Source organism: Staphylococcus edaphicus (assembly GCF_002614725.1).
GTDB classification, from domain to species: domain Bacteria; phylum Bacillota; class Bacilli; order Staphylococcales; family Staphylococcaceae; genus Staphylococcus; species Staphylococcus edaphicus.
Window position 1 is genome coordinate 1 of sequence record NZ_MRZN01000034.1, and the last position, 17,326, is coordinate 17,326.

The following is a 17,326-nucleotide window of genomic DNA, read 5'->3' on the forward strand; positions in this document are numbered from 1 at the left end:
TTTCATCTGATATGATTTCACATTCATCTAAGTCTATAAATCATAATTTATCAAATGAAAATACTAATTTAACAAAAGATTTAGCTTTGGATATCCAGCATCATGAAATGCCGTTTATCCTAATTATGATAATTAAAGCAACTTTAAGGGTATCTATCATATGATTTTAGATGTTTTTATTTAATTTTATTTTGCTGTATAACTTTTACTTGAAATTTTTCCAGCATTCACAATTACATCTTTGTCTTGGAAAGCTTCATTATTAAAGAAACGCGTTAAGATATCTTTGACACCTACTTCAATACGTTCTTGAGCTTCTAAAGTCATACCAGAGTAATGTACTGTCATACCATTTCTAGGCATTGTTCTCCATGGATGATCGGCTGGAGCTGGTTGTGGATACCAAACGTCACCTGCATAACCTTGAATATGTTTAGCATTTAAGAGTTCTACTAAATCATTTGTGTTTACAATTTTACCACGTGCAGTATTTACTAAATAGCTACCAACTTTCATGCGGCTTAATACATCATAATTAAATAAATTATCTGTTTCAGGTGTTAAAGGGGCATGGATAGTGATTGCATCACTTGTTGACACCAATTCATCAAAATTAACAAACGTAGAATGTTCATTATCTTTTTGATTTATTGGATCGTAATGTTGTATTGTCACATTAAATGGTGCAAGTCTTTCTGCAACAAGTTGACCAATTCTACCAAAACCGAATATACCAATTGTTTTATTTTGTAGTTCGTGCGCATGATTACCAACTTTAGATAAGTTCCATTCTCCGTCTTTAGCTTGACGATGACCTTCTTCGTAATTTCTTAGTAAGATAAGCAAGTCCATGACCGCATGCTCTGCAACACTAATAGTATTACTACCAGTGACTTCTACAACACCGATATTGTGTTCACTTGCTGCTTGTAAATCTACATGGTCTGAGCCAACGCCTGCTGTGATAGCTAATTTTAAATTAGGTGCTTTTTCAATACGTTCTTTTGTCATATACGCTGGATAAAATGGTGCACTAATCACTATATCCATATCTGCTAAGTGCTTATCTAAATCTGCTTCATTGTCTGCTAATATAACTAATTCATGTCCTTTTTCTTCTAAAAACGGTTTCAAACCAATTGCTCTTTCTGTATTTAATAATTGATTATCTTCTCCTACCACAGATTCTGGGAATAATGCTACGATTTTCATATTTATCTCTCCTAATCCTATTTTTTAATACTATGCCCTGTTACTTAACTTAAGTGCATCTTCAGAAACAAAAAAATACTCGATACGATTTGCACATACCACCTCCTTGAATGAATCATTCAAAACGTAGTTAGCAAACAGCACCGAGTACCTTACACCATTCCGTATTTATTCAATTGATTTATCGAATACAAATATTGATACAACCTCATCATCAGTTAAATCAATATCTGTAAATAGTTTAACAAATTTTGCGTCAACGAGCGCTTCCATTTCACCTAATTCAATATCACTATATAGCTGTTTTATCTTTTCAGTACGATTATAATGAAGCATCACTTCATTTTGTTTATCGCCTAAATAAAACTTTTCAACTTTACTTAAAGCACCTGTCATATATGCAATGCCCCAGTTCCCTTTAAATGAAACTTGAACTTTTTCAGGGCCTTTACCTACATGCTCTTTGCGATAAGCGCGTATTAAATTAGCGAATTGTTGCTCTTTTTTATGTGTATCTACTTTACTCACCTTCTTTAAAAGTAATGAGTTTTGATTCAACAACTTATAATTTCATTATATATCACACTATTAAAAATTCAAGCATTATTACTTTTTTTAATAAATACTTTATTAATGTGCTTTTTTTATTGAGTTATTACTTTTAGTTGTAAATTCAATTTGTAGCGTTTGAATTAAAATATATATAACACACAAACTACCCATTGTATCTGTAAAAAAATGTGCCTTCAAATATACTCTAGATATCATCACAGATAACACTAATATCACGCTTATAATGGTTATAACTTTGTTCTTGGTCAGTAGTATAACTAGACTAACTAACACACATACGCTTAATACGTGCATACTAGGAAAACTATAACCCTCTATAGTCAAACTAGGTCTTGGACGTTGAATAACATATTTTAAAAATGTTCCAATCGCAAAGACACTAAAACACCAAAAGCCATACCAATAAAATTTAAACCGATCGTATATAAATAAGCCGATTAATATAATGATAACCATACATAAACAACCTATTGGTGAAAATATCGTTGAAATCACGATTAGATATTGAATGATTGTATCTGAAGTCACCGTATTATGTAGTAAAACATAGATGCTGTCATCAAGATTTTTCGTTACATGAAGCGCTATGCATATAGTGATTATAGTAAAACAAAGGCTGCCTACTATTATTTTTAAATAATTATTCACTTTTACTGTCCTTTCTATTGCTAATTCTTCTAAATAACAGTAAACCAAGTATTTTCAATTTGCTCAATCGTTCTTTAGCCTTAGCTATATTAATAATCATTTTTTTATCTGTACGAATAAAACGATTTGTCCACCTTCCTTTGATGTGCTAAAATTATTTAAAGACTTAATATATCTATAATGACCGTTATAACATTAAAGGAGTTTTATTTTGAATAAAGATCGTTTTGAACAAATTGCTTACAAGTATGACCGTCCGGAAAGAATTAAACTCGCACAAATTATCGCTCAAGAAACAAACCAGCTACTAAATCACACGTCTTATCACTCATTATTAGATTATGGTGGAGGCACCGGATTAGTTACATTAAATATCGACCATCACTTTGAACAAGTCACACTTATGGATGCCTCATCACAAATGGTAGACATTTTCGACACAAAAATATCTTTACTAGAAAAGTCTTCTATTAAAACACTTGTTGGCGATGTATTTGCTACTGATAATCCATTAGGTCAATCTAGCTACGATGTCATTGTCTTATCTTTAGTCTTACTTCATAGTGGTGACTATAAAGGGTTATTACATAAACTTTATACTCATCTTAATCCTGAAGGAATGCTGATTTTAGTTGATTTCGATAAAAATGAAAAAGTTCATCACCCAAAAATTTATAATGGTTTTGAACACTCTGATATTTTAGAAACCTTTGCTGACATCGGTTTATCTCAAACACAAGCATATACATTCCATACTGGTGATTATATTTTTATGAATCAACAAGCAAGCCTATTTATTGCGTCAGGTTCTAAATAGCCTTTACATTTTTAACAGTAATGCCCTTTTTTCCGCTTCAGTTAAAAAAGTATAATTTACTGCTTTTTTATTAATATAAGCAATTTGCTCAAGGGTAATCAAATGATGATGCACCAGTAATTCATATTCTTCAATTAATGATGTTTGCGTTACAGTTCGATTATCTGTATTAATTAGAATAGGTGTATCTAGCTCTAGTAAATAAGGTAAATTTAAATCCTCTAAATTTGTAATCGCTTTTGTCTGGATATTGCTTTTAGGACAAATCTCTAACAATATGTCATTGTCTTTTACAAACTGTAGCAACTGCTTATCTTGGTTAATCGCAACACCATGCCCTATTCGTCTAGAGCCTAATTTAATTCCTTCAATAACATTATGTATACAACCACATTCGCCTGCGTGTAATGTAAGGTTGAAACCTTTATCTAATCCGTATCTTATTGTATCTTCAATATGTTCTGTAGGAAATCCTACCTCCGGCCCAGCAAAATCAATGCCACAAATTGCTTCATGGTCATGTTTGTGAATAAAGTCAAAGAGTGCTTGGTTTTGTTCCGCACTGTGCTGACGCATCGCACAAATTAGTATATTAACATCTATGTCTAAGGTATTGACCGCTTCTTTGACGCCTATTTCTACCGCTTCCAACACTTCAGTTAACGTTAACCCTTGATGCATATGAAATAAAGGTGCGAAACGAACTTCAATATATTTCACGTTGTCTTTACATGCTTGCTTTGCAACATCAACGACTGCACGCTTCAAACTATCTTTGGTCTGTAACACTTTTAATATTTCATCAAAGCACTGTAAATAATCGTCTAAACTATCACATTGACTACTGACAAATAATTTTGATTCATCTAAGTTTATGCCTTGTTCATCTGCTAGTTGTCTAATCAATTCGACACTGGTTGAACCATCTAAGTGACAATGCAACTCAACTTTTGCTATTGCTTCTATGGACTTATTCATACATTAGAACCTACCTCTACTTACATTTGATTACGTTTTAAATTTATCTTTTTACTATAGCATGATGAATTTAACTTTGCTATTACGCAAATAGAACGGCTTTACAAACTAAAAAATGGTTAACTTTATAACTTATTGATTAACCACCTGATTTTGAATATAAACAGAAAAGGACCGCCAACTAAGTTGTTAGCAGTCTTATTAGTATGATTTAGCCATGATTGTTATGGACACATATATTTAATCATTTAAATGCCTTTATATTTCACCTAAGTAACCTAATACGATTAACGAAATACCTAACCCCATAAAACTCATAATGAGTAACGTTACAATAATTTTCAATTCAAGCATAAAATATGTCCTATCTTGTCCTTTATTTACAAGCCAAACACCTAAGCTCACGACGAGTACAAATATTATAATTAAACCATATGCAATTATATTTAAAATGCTCATATCAATAGCCCCTTTGCGCACGATTCAAATGTTGGCTCTCTGGTTACATCAGTGGCCCTATGTCTCTCTATCATCATGTTCTCCCAAGCAACAATCATTAATCTATTCTGGTGTTACATTAAGATAGTGATGTGTTTTTAGATATTCAATAATCCTATTCACAGCTACTTCTATACTGTCTTGCTCTGTATCTATAATTAATTCAGGATGTTGGGGCGCCTCATATGGGGCATTAATACCTGTAAAACCAGAAATTTCTCCATTTCTCGCTTTTTGATATAACCCTTTGGGATCTCTCGATTCACATTCATCTAAACTACATAATGTATAAACTTCAATAAATTCATCTTCTGCCAATAAAGCTCGTACGCCATCTCTATCCGCTTGATAGGGTGATATGAATGCTGTAATGGTAATTAAACCTGCATCTACCATGAGTTTACTTACTTCTCCAATGCGACGAATATTCTCTTTTCTATCTTCCGGGCTAAACCCAAGGTTATGATTAAGCCCATGTCTCACGTTGTCGCCATCTAATCGGTACGTATGTACTTGTTCCTCGTATAATGCCTTTTCTAAGGCTACTGAAATCGTCGATTTACCAGAACCAGATAATCCTGTAAACCATATGACCACACTTTTGTGTTTATTGCGCTTTTGCCTTTCTGCCTTTGTAACTTCTGAATCATGCCAAGTGATGTTATTGGATGATACCATGATGACACTCCTTTAAAATTATTTTTCTTGTAAACCTCTAATCAGAACTTCTGCTACTTCGGGTCTCGAGAATGCTTTAGGTAACGTTTCACCGTTTCTTAATTTTTCACGAACTTTTGTGCCACTTAAATGTAAATGTGCAGAAGCCTCATGTGGACATGTCTTCGCTGTGGCCATGTTTTCACATGTTTCACAGTAAAAAGCATGCTCAAATTTCAAAATTTGAATTCCTAACTCTGCTTCGTATTGTGCAATTAATTCTTGCGCTTCATATGTACCATAGTAATCACCTACACCAGCATGATCACGACCAACAATGAAATGTGTGCAGCCGTAATTTTTGCGGACTGTCGCATGTAAAATTGCTTCTCTCGGACCTGCATAGCGCATTGCCGCTGGATAAATAACTAAGCGCGTTCTATTTTCTGGGAAATAATTTTTTAAAATTGCTTCATAACTTTCCATGCGCACTTCCGCAGGGATATCGTCAGATTTTGTTTCACCTACTAAAGGATTCAATAACAAACCGTCAACAGATTCTAATGCTGCTTTTTGAATGTATTCATGCGCACGATGCACTGGATTACGTGTTTGGAAACCAACGATTGTTTGCCAATTTAAGTCATAAAATAATTGTCTCGTTTCTGATGGGTCCAAATGATAATCTACAAAGTCATCATGTTTCGGTCTATCTAGTAAATGAATAGGTCCCGCCAAGTAGACACTTCCTTTTTCATAGACTTTCAACACGCCAGGATGATCTATATCTGTTGTGCCATAAACGTACTGAGCTTCTTTCTCTTTGTCATACGTATATTTTTCTTCTAATTCTAGTACGCCATATAAATGATTGTCTTCCCCATACAACGCGACACGAGAACCTATATCTAGTTCATTTGCTTTATCTTCAGTTACTGGTAAAGTAATCGGAATACTCCACACCAACCCATTACTTAAATGTACATGCTCTACTACTTCTGTATAATCTGCTTCATTCATGAAGCCGGTTAACGGACTAAATCCACCAATACCAATAAGCTCTAAATCTGACAAACTCCATGGATTTAATGTAATAGATGGTAATGATTCCGCCGCTGTGAGCAATTCTTCTTTTAAAGTTGCCTCCGCTTCTCTGTTTATTAATGTACCACCGTGGGGTTGAATCGTATTTTCAATAATTTCCTTAGTTAATGGCAATCTAATACACTCCTTCTTTAATCTATTTTATTCGCGTTAACATTTGCTTTGTTTTTAGCGAAGACAAATGGCAATTGTTTATTTTGATATAATGCAAAAGCTACTAAACCAAGCCAAATAACCACTAGCGCAATTTTTACTGTAATTGAAATTGTCGCATTAAGTTCAAATACGCTTAATAAAGAACTACTATTTGTAAATATAATTAAACCACTGACACACACAGCTAAAATATTCATCGGTAAAATTTTAACTAACCAGGCAGCAAATGGTGCAGCTATTAAGCCACCAACGCTCAGTGCAATCACTAATCCCCAGTTAATCTGACTAAATCCTAAAAAGATAATAAAGCTCAGTGAGGCTGATACCGTGACAAAAAATTCACTCGCTGAAACAGTTCCTATCGCATACCTTGGTTCTAACTTCTTCTGTGCCAATAGTAATGGTGTATTGACTGGGCCCCAGCCACCACCGCCTACAGCATCAAGAAAACCTGCAACTGCACCTTGTGGAATCATTGCATATCTCCTAATCGTTGATGGTCCTTTGACTTGTTGTTGATTTCGTTTATATAAAAATTGATATAATATATATAAACCCATTGTTAATAAAAATATGGCGATAAATGGTTTAATTAAATCACTATGAATATGACTTAAAAATGCCGCACCGATAAAGCTTGTTATTGCTCCTGGAATGGCTAGCTTAATCATTGTCGGCTTATGTACATTTTCAAATTTCCAATGTGATGTACCTGAAGCTGCAGTTGTTGCAATTTCTGAAAAATGTATAGTTGCAGATACGATAGCTGGCGCTACTCCGAATGTTAATAATATGGATGAGGAAGATGCACCAAATCCCATACCTAGTGAGCCATCAATTAGTTGTGCAAGAAAACCTGCCAGTGCAAAGATAAATAATTTATGCATACGACGTACTCCTTCCGACTCTATGTCATTGATTCAAGCCTTTTAATCATTTCAAGTTGCTTATTTTTCTCTCTATACGGTTGAGTCAGTATCATTTTTAGAATATTCTGTTTTTGACTCGTGGATAAGTGTGTTTGTTTAATGCGTAGTCTACATTCATATAAAAAATCAACATAATCTTCGTAACTATTATCGAAACGTGATTTAAATTCTTCAAGAATCTGAGCCGTAAGTGTAGGACTGGCACCATTAGTAGAAATGCTTAGCGTCAACTTTCCACGACGTAAGATACTCGGAAAAGCAACATCACCTGTTGCTGCTTCGGAAGTCATATTGGTTAATGCATGATGTGGTTTCGCTAATAAAACTTGTTGGTTAATATGTGCATGGTTTGTGGCAACAATAATTAAATCAGCCTGTTCTATATCCTTGGGTTCAAATGTCTTTTTATCCCATTGAATCCAGTTGTTATCCAACAAATCTTGTAACGCGATGGTAAGTGATGGACTGACAACCCGAATTTTATCGGTATAAGAGATTAGTGTACGTACTCTGCGTTCAGCAATCTTGCCACCACCAATGACAACGACTTGCTTTTCAGATATATCAATCATAAGTGGTATCATTGGCATTACATCACTTCCTTCTCAAATAGTGTTATTGCGTCACATATTCAAAAGTTTCTTCAACACGCGCTTTCAATGCAATTTGTAAATGTTTATGGTTACCCAATCGCTTGCAGAGAACAATCTCTTTATCACCGGCATATTCAGCAACTTTCTTAGCTATTTGTTGATCTAGTATGCCTGTAAACCATAGATAAGGTACGATGTATACTTGTGAAGAGTCAGCATTAACGGCACGATGTAATGCTTCTTCAAAAGAAGGCTTACATGCTGCTAAATAACATGTTTCAATATCGTTCAATCCTGTTTGCACTTGCAATTGTGACTTAATCGTCTCGATATCGATTTGAGTTTGTGGGTTATAACTCCCTCTACCAACGATGAGCACTTTGGCGTCGTCGTTTGGTATCACACCAGATGTTTCGATTCTTTGTTTTAAAATTTCAGTCAGTCTTGGTTGTACGCCTAAAGGTTTACCATAAGTAACGTGAACGTGTGGATACTTTTGTTGATTACGTTTAATTTCTGCCGGTATATCCTTAAAATAGTGACCAGCACTTAGTAGCAGTACAGGTACTACCGAAATTTCAGTTGCTCCATTATCTACTAAGCTTTGAAACCCTTGTGATAAATCTGGACTTGTTAACTCTAAAAAACACGTTTCTTGCAGTTCTACATCGACTTGTTCTTTTACTAAATCAATAAATGCTTTAGCTTCATTAACCGCTTCAGGCACTCTACTACCGTGACTAACATATAAGACACCTCGCATACTTACCCCTCCATTTCTAACGCACACCACAATACTATGGGACGTGTTATTGGTACGTTAATTTTGCGACTGCTTCTTCTACGGGCATTTCTTCGAACCAACTAATGCGTTCTCTTAATTTGACGACTTCACCAACAATAATCATTGCCGGATTGTCAATATCTTTGGCAACATCCTCAATATTTGATAATGTACCTACGACTGTCTTTTGAAATTCCGATGTTCCTTGATGAACTAAGGCGACAGGTGTATCGACCGAACGGCCATGCCTAATCAGCAATGCACTAATCTCCGGTAATTTTTTTACACCCATATAGATACATAATGTTTCTGGCCCTAGCGCAAGATGTTTCCAATAACTTTCTTTATCTATATTTTTATTCATCACTCCCGTAACAAATGCCACAGATGAACTATAATCACGATGTGTTACTGGAATGCCTGCATATGCAGGGGCTGCTACACCAGATGTAATACCAGGAACAATTTCAAATGGAATATGATGTTCTGCTAAAATTTCTGCTTCTTCTCCGCCTCTACCGAAGATAAAAGGATCTCCACCCTTTAATCTTGTTACGACTTGTCCTTTTTTGGCTAAATTAACGAGTAATTTATTCGTGTCTTCTTGTGGTAACGAATGACGATTTGGATCTTTGCCACAATACATAAATTTTGCTGTGGGTGCTGCATGATTTAACAATTCTTTATTTACCAATCGGTCATACAAAATCACATCTGCTTGCTCAATTGCTTTTAATCCTTTAACTGTAATCAAATCAGGATCTCCAGGCCCTGCGCCTACTAAAAATACTTTGCCCATCCTGTCACCACTTCCTCAATTTATTAGCTATGGAACGTTTGCCCATCTCTTACTTCTTCAACAATGCCAGCGCGTACAACAAAATCGCCAAAATGTTCGCCTTCATCTCTTTCTTTGGCATATTGGATTAAAATTGGTTTTAAACTTTCTAAGATTTCTGCTTCACCAATATTTTCTTTATAAATTTTATTCAATCTATCGCCTATAAAACCGCCACCTAAATACATATTGTATTTACCTGGGCCTTTACCAATAAAGGCAATTTCTGCTAATGCTGGTCTCGCACAACCATTTGGACAACCAGTCATTCTTATCGTAATTTCTTCTTCATTCAAACCGGCTTCATCAAGTAAATCTTCAATCTTAGTAATTAATGATGGTAAATATCTTTCTGACTCTGCCATGGCTAAACCACACGTCGGAAAAGCAACACATGCCATTGAATTACGTCTTAATCCTGTGTAATGTTCACCATCTGTAATGCCATAATCAGCAATAATTTTCTCTATTTCAGGCTTTTTATCTGCTGAAACATTCGCGATAACTAAGTTTTGGTTAGGTGATAATCTAAAATCACCTGTATGAATTTCAGCAATCGTTCTTAATGCAGTTTTCAACTTATAATCTTCTGTATCTTTTACACGTCCATTTTGAACAAATAATGTATAGTGCCATTGACCGCTGCCTTCAGTCCATCCGTAGCGATCACCATTATGTTCAAAGTGGTATGGGCGTTTGGCTTCTAATTCCCATCCTAGACGGTTGTTGATTTCATTTCTTATCCAATCAACACCTAATCTATCTACCGTATATTTAAAGCGTGCGTTCGTACGTTCTTCACGATTACCGTAATCCCTTTGTACTGTTAAAATCTTTTCACAAACATCTACGACTTCTTCTTTCGGGAAATATCCGATAAGACGGCCAACTTGTGGATATGTAGCTGTGTTGCCATGCTTCATTCCCATACCACCACCTACCGTGATATTAAAACCAACGAGCTTGTCGTTTTCTAAAATGGCAATCAATCCAATATCTTGTGAATACACATCGATATCGTTGGATGGTGGCACTGCGATACCAATCTTAAATTTACGTGGCAAATACGTTTTACCATAAATTGGTTCTGGCTCTTCATCACTGGTATCTAATACTTTTTCACCATCTAACCAAATTTCATGATATGCCTGTGTCTTAGGTGAAAGATGTCGACTAATATCACTGGCAATTTCATTAATTTCGCTATGGACATCTGATTGATATGGGTTAGGATTACACATCACATTACGATTCACATCACCACATGCTGCAAGGGTATCTAATAGAGACTGATTAATATCTTTCATCGTTTGTTTTAAATTATGTTTCAACACACCATGAAATTGAAACGCTTGTCTTGTTGTCAGTTTGATTGTGCCATTCGCATAAGTATTTGCTATGTCATCCATCGCAATCCATTGTTCTGCTGTCGAAGCACCACCTGGCGCGCGCACTCGAATCATAAAGCTATAGGCAGGTTCTAGCTTTTGCTTTCTACGTTCATCGCGTATATCTCTATCATCTTGCATATAACTACCATGGAATTTTAATAATTTAGTATCTTCTTCTGCAATTGCGCCTGTAACACGATCTGCCAATCCTTGAACAATCGAACCTCTAAGATAATCACTATGTGCTTTAATGCGTTCCATTTCATCAAGCTTGTCTGAAAAATTAACTTTTGTTTCGGCCATCTAATCATTCCTTTCTTAGTAAACATCTCTTTGATAACGTTTGTCTTTTTTCATTTGAGTAAGGTATGCTTCAGCGTCTGTTTCAGACATACCACCTTCTTGTTCTAATACGTAGCGTATCGTTTCATGTACATCCTTAGCCATATTTTTTTCATCACCACATACATATAAAGACGCTCCATCAGTTAACCATTGATAGAATAGTTCACTGTGCTCTGCAATACGGTGTTGTACATAGACTTTGTCGTCTGTATCTCGTGAAAAAGCCACATCTAATTTAGATAGTGTTTCGTCTTTTAACCACGCTTGCCACTCGGTTTGGTATAAAAAATCTGTTGTAAAATACTGTTCACCAAAGAACAACCACGTATTTCCTGTTAATCCGAGCTCTTCTCGTTCTTGAAGATAAGATCTAAATGGTGCTACACCTGTGCCAGGACCAATCATGATGACTGGTGTCGTTTCATCGAACGGAAATTTAAAGTTTGGATTTTTCTTTAAATAAATAGGTATTGTGTCACCGGGTTGTACACGTTCTGCCAGTTGTACCGAGCAAACACCCGCACGCTCACGTTCATGTGTTTCATATCTAACAGCACCAACCGTAATATGTACTTCATCTGGAGTTGCTTTATAGCTACTTGCAATTGAATACTCTCTTGGTGGTAATTTTCTTAATAATTTATGTAGGGTTTCTGGTTGAAAATCTGAAGGCGGAAATGCCGTTAATAAATCAATCAGGTCACGACCTTCAATAAATTGTTTAATCCATGATTCATCCTCTACCTGTGCGATTAATTCAGTATTTTCAAATAATTCAGCTGCTTTTTGTAATAAAGGTTTGGTCAGTTTTGTAATTTCAAAATGATCTTGCAAAGCATTTTCTAATGGCAATGGGTCACCGTTATCATTGATAGGTATTTCTAATTGTGTGTCCCAACCTAATGTTTCAATAAGTAATGACACAATTTCAGGGTCATTCTGAGGAACCACTACAACACAATCACCTGGTTCAAATGATTCACCGTAATTATCTAATAGCAATTCAACATGCCTAACTTCTTTGTTAGAACCTCTACCATTTAGATTGATATTCTCTAGCACTTCCGCTTGATATGGATTTGATTTTGAATAACGTTTTTCCTTTGCTGATTGAACCGTTTCTGTTGATGTCACTTGTTGATGACCAGAAGATTGATTGATTAACTCAATGTTTGCATTCATCCATTGTTCAGCTGGGTCATCAAAATCCAAATCACAATCTTGTCTATCAGCTAAGCGTTCGCCACCCAACTCAGCTAAGCGCGAATCAAAATCCTTACCTGTTTGGCAAAATTGATCATATGATTCATCACCTAGAGCAAGCACGGAAAACCTTACATTTTCTAATTTTGGTGACTTGCGACTATGTATAAACTCATAAAAAGTAAGTGCATTATCTGGCGGATCACCTTCACCATGGGTCGCTGTAATAACGAATATATCCTCTACCTTTTTAAGTTCTTTAGGTTTAAATTCATCCATTGCACTTAACTTTACGGTGTAGTTATGTTCGACAAGTCGATCCGCAAATATTTCAGCTAAGCTTTGCGCATTTCCTGTTTCCGATCCGTAAAGAACTGTAATATGACGGTCATTAACCGCTTCTGAATTCAAGACATATTCTGCTACTTGTTGCGGTTCTTCTATCTCTTGCCCTGTTGTTACTTGTTGCGCTGTGAGATAGCCACTTAGCCAAACTTTTTGATCAGCTGTTAAATTTTGAATGATTTGATTCAATTGCGTTGCTTGTTCGGTGTCGAATGGACTGTTTGATACTGATAAATTCACAACGTTTTCACCTCGGTTTTATTTGTATGGTCTTTTATATACTTATAATCCACTTGTTATTTAAGGCTAGGAACGTCATACTTCAATGCGTTTGCCCGCCTTATAAATTGTTCAAAACCTATGTTGCTATCATTCTCTATATATCCGATACGAATACTAAGGTTTTGTGATAAAAAAAAGTACTTCTTAAAAATTATGGTTTGTCTATTGTATGAAGTCCACATTCTGTCTTATTGGAATTGGTCCATCTGCCAGCTCTCGAATCTCCTGAATCTGTAACGGCAGCTGTGCAAGGAATACATCCAATACTTGGATAATGATGATCATGTAATTCATTATAATGTAAATCATGTGTTTGAATATAATCCCAAACATCATCCCATGTCCAATGAATCAATGGGCATACTTTAACGGATTTAAACCTTTCATCCTTGTTGATGAAATTCGTTGATTGTCGACTCGGTGATTGCGCTCTTCTTAACCCTGAAACCCATGCTGTTGCGCCAGACAAGACCTCTTCAAGTGGTTTAATCTTACGAATATAACAACATTGATTCGGATTATTCTTCCATAATGCTGGATTAAATTGTTCACTTTGTTCTTCTAAAGTGAGATCCGGTTTTTTAAGTTTAATATTGAGTTCTGGATAACGTGCCTTCACACGATCAATTAAGTCATATGTTTCTTGAAAATGTAAATCTGTATCTAAAAATACGATTTCTGCATCTTTCTTCACACTATAAATTAAATCGATTAAAATCATACCTTCAGCACCAAAACTACATGAATAAATAATTGAATCTCCATAAGTTTCATATGCCCATGCTATAACTTTGCGTGCGCCCTTTGTCTCATCCGTAATGTCTATTGATTCAAAAGCGTTGGGCTCAAAATGCTCATACGTAATTTTTGTTTCTGACATTAATGGGTCATCCCCTTCTCTTTTAATGTTCTGTGTATTAAAAATTCACGTTTTATTTATTTTTAGAATTATTTGAAAATAATTATGTTACACACTTTACCCACTGAAATTTTTTATGTCAAGTTGATATTCCAATAAATTAATTCATTAAATTTTTGATAAAAATTGAAAAAGAATACGCTTCATCCTTTGCTATAATCCAGTTTTTAATAATTATTCTAAAAAAATAATAGTAATAATTTAAAATTAAGAAAATAGCCATAACAGGCGTGGTTGTCATATTTTGAAATTTATTTGAAAAATTAAAAATTTTTATAATGATTCTTATTTACAAAATAAGTGAACATAATAAAGTAAATATAATGCTTATAAGCATTGATATCATAAGAGATAGACGCATCGCTTATATATGATTGTCACTGAGTCCTAATTTTTCACGTAATGTTCCCTGACCATACGCTTTTTGAATTAATCCTCTATCTTGTAAAATAGGGATAACTTTATCAACAAATAATTCAAATTGTGTTGGGTTTAATGGAGGCATAATGTTAAATCCGTCTGCTGCACCATTCACAAACCATTGTTCCATTCTATCTGCTACATCCTCAGCCGTTCCTACTATAGTATGATGTCCTCTTGCACCAGCAACGTGTTTCATGACCTCTTCTAAGGTTAATTTATATTTTTTCGCGGTATCTTTAATAAGATCCACTCGACTTTGAATACTATTACTAGGTTTTAACTCAATATTTTCAAACGGTGTATTTAAGTCATAATCACTTAAATCAATGCCTCCTAAATAAGAAGATAAAAGCTCCAAACCCATTTCTGGTATAATCAAGTCCTGCAATGATTTATAGTTGGCCTCTGCTTCTTCTTTCGTTTCACCAATAACTGGAAAAATACCCGGCATTACTAACACGTCTTGTTGTGACCTTCTTTCCTGTTTAACCTGTGCTTTTAAATGATCTGCGAATACGATGGCATCATTCATATCATTTTGAGCAGTAAAAACGACTTCTGCATTTTTAGCTGCGAATGCTACACCTTTTTTAGAAGAACCAGCCTGAATCAACAAAGGATAAATTTGAGGTGATTGATCTATATTTAAAGGGCCTTTCACACTATAAAATTCCCCTTTATAGTTAATAGGATATGGATGCAAATCATTTGAATTAAAGCTCGGCGATTCATTGTGCTCATCATTGACTGCTTTCCAAGAATGCCATAATTTAAGAGATATATCTAAAAACTCATCAGCTTGATCGTATCTTAAATCGTGATCAATATTCGTTATCCCACTAAAATTTTTAGCTGTATCATTAACGCCAGATGTGACAATGTTCCAACCTGCTCTACCATTACTGACATGGTCTAATGTTGAAAAACTTCTAGCAAGTAGAAATGGCTCTGAAAATGATGTAGATGCGGTAACAACCAGACCTAAATGCTGTGTTTCCATAGCAATGATGGACATAAGTGCCATGGGTTCAAAATTTGAATATAAATCTGGATGTGTCTTTTTATCGATATATAGATTGTCTGAAATAAATAAAAAATCAAATTTTGCATCCTCTGCTATCTTCGCCTGTTCAATAATTTTTTGTAAATTCATCCCTCCATTTTTTTGTGTATCTGCGTGTCTATAACTTGCTATGTGATGCCCAAATCCCGCTAAAAAGTAACCTAATTTTAAGTGTTTCATTTTGACCCCTCCAACAAATTTATTATTCTGATTAATTTGGTAGGAATTAGACTATCACTGTCTACCTCTTAAGTCAATTTATTATATATCTCTGTCTTTTGAAGACACGCTACATCTACAGCATGGCTTTATAATCGTTTTATACACACATTTTTCACTTTTTAATTTTTTATTTATAAAATAAAGCTAGACATTTTTCAATATTGGGTGTATAGTTAATCTAACGTAATGAAAGCTCGTGAATTTAATTGTAGTGTATTTTTTTGAATATCCTCTTTTTAATTATGAATTTGTTACAAATATTATGTGCAAAAGCACACGGAGGTATTCTATATGAATAACGGTACAGTAAAATGGTTTAATGCAGAAAAAGGATTTGGTTTTATCGAAAGAGAAGATGGCAACGATGTTTTCGTTCATTTCTCAGGTATTGCTGCTGAAGGTTACAAATCTTTAGAAGAAGGCCAAAAAGTAGAATTTGATATCACTGAAGGACAACGTGGCGAACAAGCTGTTAACGTTGTAACTGTTTAATTAACTTATAAAGCACCAAGCTATATAATATAGCTTGGTGCTTTCAGAACGTAGACAAACCTTGCGCAAATTAATGCGTAAGGTTTGTTTATTTTTATTTATATAGTTATTTTTCAAAAAAGCAGTGGTCTTTCAGACCATTGCTGGTCCTTTTACTAGCCACATTGCGATTTTTTTAAGATTCATGGCAGCACAAATTAGCGTGGTATCCATGGATACTTTGTCATGTCCTCTATATCTCGTCCATCGCATACCATGCTGCTCTTTTGCATCACCAAATCTTCTCTCTATTGTTTGACTTCGCATTTTATATTGTTTTTTTACTGTATCCACAAACCTTAAATCTTCAACTATATCTAAATCATCTTGCCAAACATGTCTTCTAATTTGTTTTATGGCATCTTTATTTTCGGTACATTTACTTAATACCGGACAGTCTCGACATATTGAACCGTCTGATACATATAACCTGTGTCCTGTCGGCATCGTTCTTTTGTATGATAAAATTTCATCATTAGGACAAATATAAGTATCATAATATTCATCGTAGATGAAATCTTTTGTTCTGAAATATCCAGGTTTCCCCTTAGGTCTTGTATAGGGCATTGCTGGTACAATTGCTTTTTCAAGTAAAAAGTGGGCATTAAAAGGTGTTTTATATCCTGAATCAATTGCTAATGTGATAGGCAACATCTGCTTGGTTTCTAATCTTTCAATCATTGGTTTCAGTTGTGTACTATCGTGAATATTACCAGGTGTCACATGCTTATCAATAATATAACCATTTTTATCTACACATGCGTGTAAACTATAAGCAAATTGCTTTTCTCGTTCGCCTTTAACGTAGTATCCGG

The 17,326-nt window shown here is 34.8% G+C and carries 18 protein-coding genes; 2 read left to right on the forward strand and 16 right to left on the reverse strand.

The window, feature by feature from the left end; genetic code table 11:
- Positions 1-186: 186 nt before the first annotated feature.
- The 3 genes from BTJ66_RS13195 to BTJ66_RS13205 all read right to left on the reverse strand — a co-directional run bounded on the left by BTJ66_RS13195 (position 187) and on the right by BTJ66_RS13205 (position 2,241).
- On the reverse strand, positions 187-1,212 hold the full coding sequence (locus BTJ66_RS13195) for an NAD-dependent formate dehydrogenase (protein ID WP_099091400.1): 1,026 nt from the start codon (positions 1,210-1,212) through the stop codon (positions 187-189).
- A 168-nt stretch (positions 1,213-1,380) separates the two neighbouring features.
- On the reverse strand, positions 1,381-1,740 hold the full coding sequence (locus BTJ66_RS13200; RefSeq protein ID WP_099091415.1) for a Na-translocating system protein MpsC family protein: 360 nt from the start codon (positions 1,738-1,740) through the stop codon (positions 1,381-1,383).
- A 102-nt stretch (positions 1,741-1,842) separates the two neighbouring features.
- Positions 1,843-2,241: a phosphatase PAP2 family protein gene (locus tag BTJ66_RS13205; RefSeq protein WP_238597647.1), complete on the reverse strand. Its 399-nt coding sequence runs from the start codon at positions 2,239-2,241 to the stop codon at positions 1,843-1,845.
- A gap of 403 nt (positions 2,242-2,644) precedes the next feature.
- On the opposite strand from BTJ66_RS13205, the gene BTJ66_RS13210 reads away from it, so the two are divergent.
- A complete protein-coding gene (locus BTJ66_RS13210; RefSeq protein ID WP_099091401.1) occupies positions 2,645-3,250 on the forward strand; it encodes a class I SAM-dependent methyltransferase in 606 nt (201 codons plus the stop codon).
- 3 nt (positions 3,251-3,253) lie between these two features.
- On the opposite strand, the gene add is transcribed toward BTJ66_RS13210, so the two are convergent.
- The 12 genes from add to BTJ66_RS13270 form a co-directional block, all read right to left on the reverse strand.
- On the reverse strand, positions 3,254-4,228 hold the full coding sequence (gene add, locus BTJ66_RS13215) for an adenosine deaminase (protein WP_099091402.1): 975 nt from the start codon (positions 4,226-4,228) through the stop codon (positions 3,254-3,256).
- A gap of 258 nt (positions 4,229-4,486) precedes the next feature.
- Positions 4,487-4,687, reverse strand: coding sequence for a hypothetical protein (locus BTJ66_RS13220; protein WP_099091403.1), 201 nt, complete (start codon positions 4,685-4,687; stop codon positions 4,487-4,489).
- A 102-nt stretch (positions 4,688-4,789) separates the two neighbouring features.
- A complete protein-coding gene (gene cysC / locus BTJ66_RS13225; protein WP_099091404.1) occupies positions 4,790-5,404 on the reverse strand; it encodes an adenylyl-sulfate kinase in 615 nt (204 codons plus the stop codon).
- A gap of 18 nt (positions 5,405-5,422) precedes the next feature.
- Positions 5,423-6,601: a sulfate adenylyltransferase gene (gene sat / locus BTJ66_RS13230; protein ID WP_099091405.1), complete on the reverse strand. Its 1,179-nt coding sequence runs from the start codon at positions 6,599-6,601 to the stop codon at positions 5,423-5,425.
- A 17-nt stretch (positions 6,602-6,618) separates the two neighbouring features.
- Positions 6,619-7,530, reverse strand: coding sequence for a sulfite exporter TauE/SafE family protein (locus BTJ66_RS13235; protein WP_099091406.1), 912 nt, complete (start codon positions 7,528-7,530; stop codon positions 6,619-6,621).
- Between the two features lie 20 nt (positions 7,531-7,550).
- Entirely contained in the window at positions 7,551-8,162 is a 612-nt protein-coding gene (locus tag BTJ66_RS13240; protein WP_099091407.1) for an NAD(P)-binding protein, read from the reverse strand.
- A 25-nt stretch (positions 8,163-8,187) separates the two neighbouring features.
- A complete protein-coding gene (locus tag BTJ66_RS13245; protein ID WP_099091408.1) occupies positions 8,188-8,928 on the reverse strand; it encodes a sirohydrochlorin chelatase in 741 nt (246 codons plus the stop codon).
- Between the two features lie 46 nt (positions 8,929-8,974).
- Entirely contained in the window at positions 8,975-9,748 is a 774-nt protein-coding gene (cobA, locus tag BTJ66_RS13250; protein ID WP_099091409.1) for a uroporphyrinogen-III C-methyltransferase, read from the reverse strand.
- Between the two features lie 23 nt (positions 9,749-9,771).
- Positions 9,772-11,481 (reverse strand): NADPH-dependent assimilatory sulfite reductase hemoprotein subunit, encoded by a 1,710-nt coding sequence (locus BTJ66_RS13255; protein WP_099091410.1) that lies wholly within the window; start codon positions 11,479-11,481, stop codon positions 9,772-9,774.
- Between the two features lie 15 nt (positions 11,482-11,496).
- The gene (locus BTJ66_RS13260; RefSeq protein ID WP_099091411.1) at positions 11,497-13,311 is read right to left on the reverse strand and encodes an assimilatory sulfite reductase (NADPH) flavoprotein subunit; all 1,815 of its coding nucleotides are present in this window, start codon (positions 13,309-13,311) and stop codon (positions 11,497-11,499) included.
- A 193-nt stretch (positions 13,312-13,504) separates the two neighbouring features.
- Positions 13,505-14,233, reverse strand: a complete 729-nt coding sequence (locus BTJ66_RS13265) for a phosphoadenylyl-sulfate reductase (protein WP_099091412.1) — start codon at positions 14,231-14,233, stop codon at positions 13,505-13,507.
- Positions 14,234-14,636: 403 nt separating this feature from the next.
- Positions 14,637-15,938 carry an LLM class flavin-dependent oxidoreductase gene (locus tag BTJ66_RS13270; protein ID WP_099091413.1) on the reverse strand — a complete coding sequence of 434 codons (1,302 nt, stop codon included), beginning with the start codon at positions 15,936-15,938 and terminating at the stop codon, positions 14,637-14,639.
- Positions 15,939-16,271: 333 nt separating this feature from the next.
- On the opposite strand from BTJ66_RS13270, the gene BTJ66_RS13275 reads away from it, so the two are divergent.
- Positions 16,272-16,472, forward strand: coding sequence for a cold-shock protein (locus BTJ66_RS13275; protein WP_153043340.1), 201 nt, complete (start codon positions 16,272-16,274; stop codon positions 16,470-16,472).
- Between the two features lie 132 nt (positions 16,473-16,604).
- On the opposite strand, the gene BTJ66_RS13280 is transcribed toward BTJ66_RS13275, so the two are convergent.
- Positions 16,605-17,326: transposase (locus BTJ66_RS13280; protein ID WP_153043341.1), on the reverse strand; the 722-nt coding region annotated here is incomplete at its 5' end.

What these genes read in the sequence shown, in the direction of transcription:
- BTJ66_RS13195 (WP_099091400.1), bottom strand. Translation starts at nt 1,212, where the DNA reads ATGAAAATCGTAGCATTATTCCCAGAATCTGTGGTAGGAGAAGATAAT.
- BTJ66_RS13205 (WP_238597647.1), bottom strand. Translation starts at nt 2,241, where the DNA reads ATGGTTATCATTATATTAATCGGCTTATTTATATACGATCGGTTTAAA.
- add (WP_099091402.1), bottom strand. Translation starts at nt 4,228, where the DNA reads ATGAATAAGTCCATAGAAGCAATAGCAAAAGTTGAGTTGCATTGTCAC.
- BTJ66_RS13220 (WP_099091403.1), bottom strand. Translation starts at nt 4,687, where the DNA reads ATGAGCATTTTAAATATAATTGCATATGGTTTAATTATAATATTTGTA.
- cysC (WP_099091404.1), bottom strand. Translation starts at nt 5,404, where the DNA reads ATGGTATCATCCAATAACATCACTTGGCATGATTCAGAAGTTACAAAG.
- BTJ66_RS13235 (WP_099091406.1), bottom strand. Translation starts at nt 7,530, where the DNA reads ATGCATAAATTATTTATCTTTGCACTGGCAGGTTTTCTTGCACAACTA.
- BTJ66_RS13240 (WP_099091407.1), bottom strand. Translation starts at nt 8,162, where the DNA reads ATGCCAATGATACCACTTATGATTGATATATCTGAAAAGCAAGTCGTT.
- BTJ66_RS13245 (WP_099091408.1), bottom strand. Translation starts at nt 8,928, where the DNA reads ATGCGAGGTGTCTTATATGTTAGTCACGGTAGTAGAGTGCCTGAAGCG.
- cobA (WP_099091409.1), bottom strand. Translation starts at nt 9,748, where the DNA reads ATGGGCAAAGTATTTTTAGTAGGCGCAGGGCCTGGAGATCCTGATTTG.
- BTJ66_RS13255 (WP_099091410.1), bottom strand. Translation starts at nt 11,481, where the DNA reads ATGGCCGAAACAAAAGTTAATTTTTCAGACAAGCTTGATGAAATGGAA.
- BTJ66_RS13265 (WP_099091412.1), bottom strand. Translation starts at nt 14,233, where the DNA reads ATGTCAGAAACAAAAATTACGTATGAGCATTTTGAGCCCAACGCTTTT.
- BTJ66_RS13270 (WP_099091413.1), bottom strand. Translation starts at nt 15,938, where the DNA reads ATGAAACACTTAAAATTAGGTTACTTTTTAGCGGGATTTGGGCATCAC.
- BTJ66_RS13275 (WP_153043340.1), top strand. Translation starts at nt 16,272, where the DNA reads ATGAATAACGGTACAGTAAAATGGTTTAATGCAGAAAAAGGATTTGGT.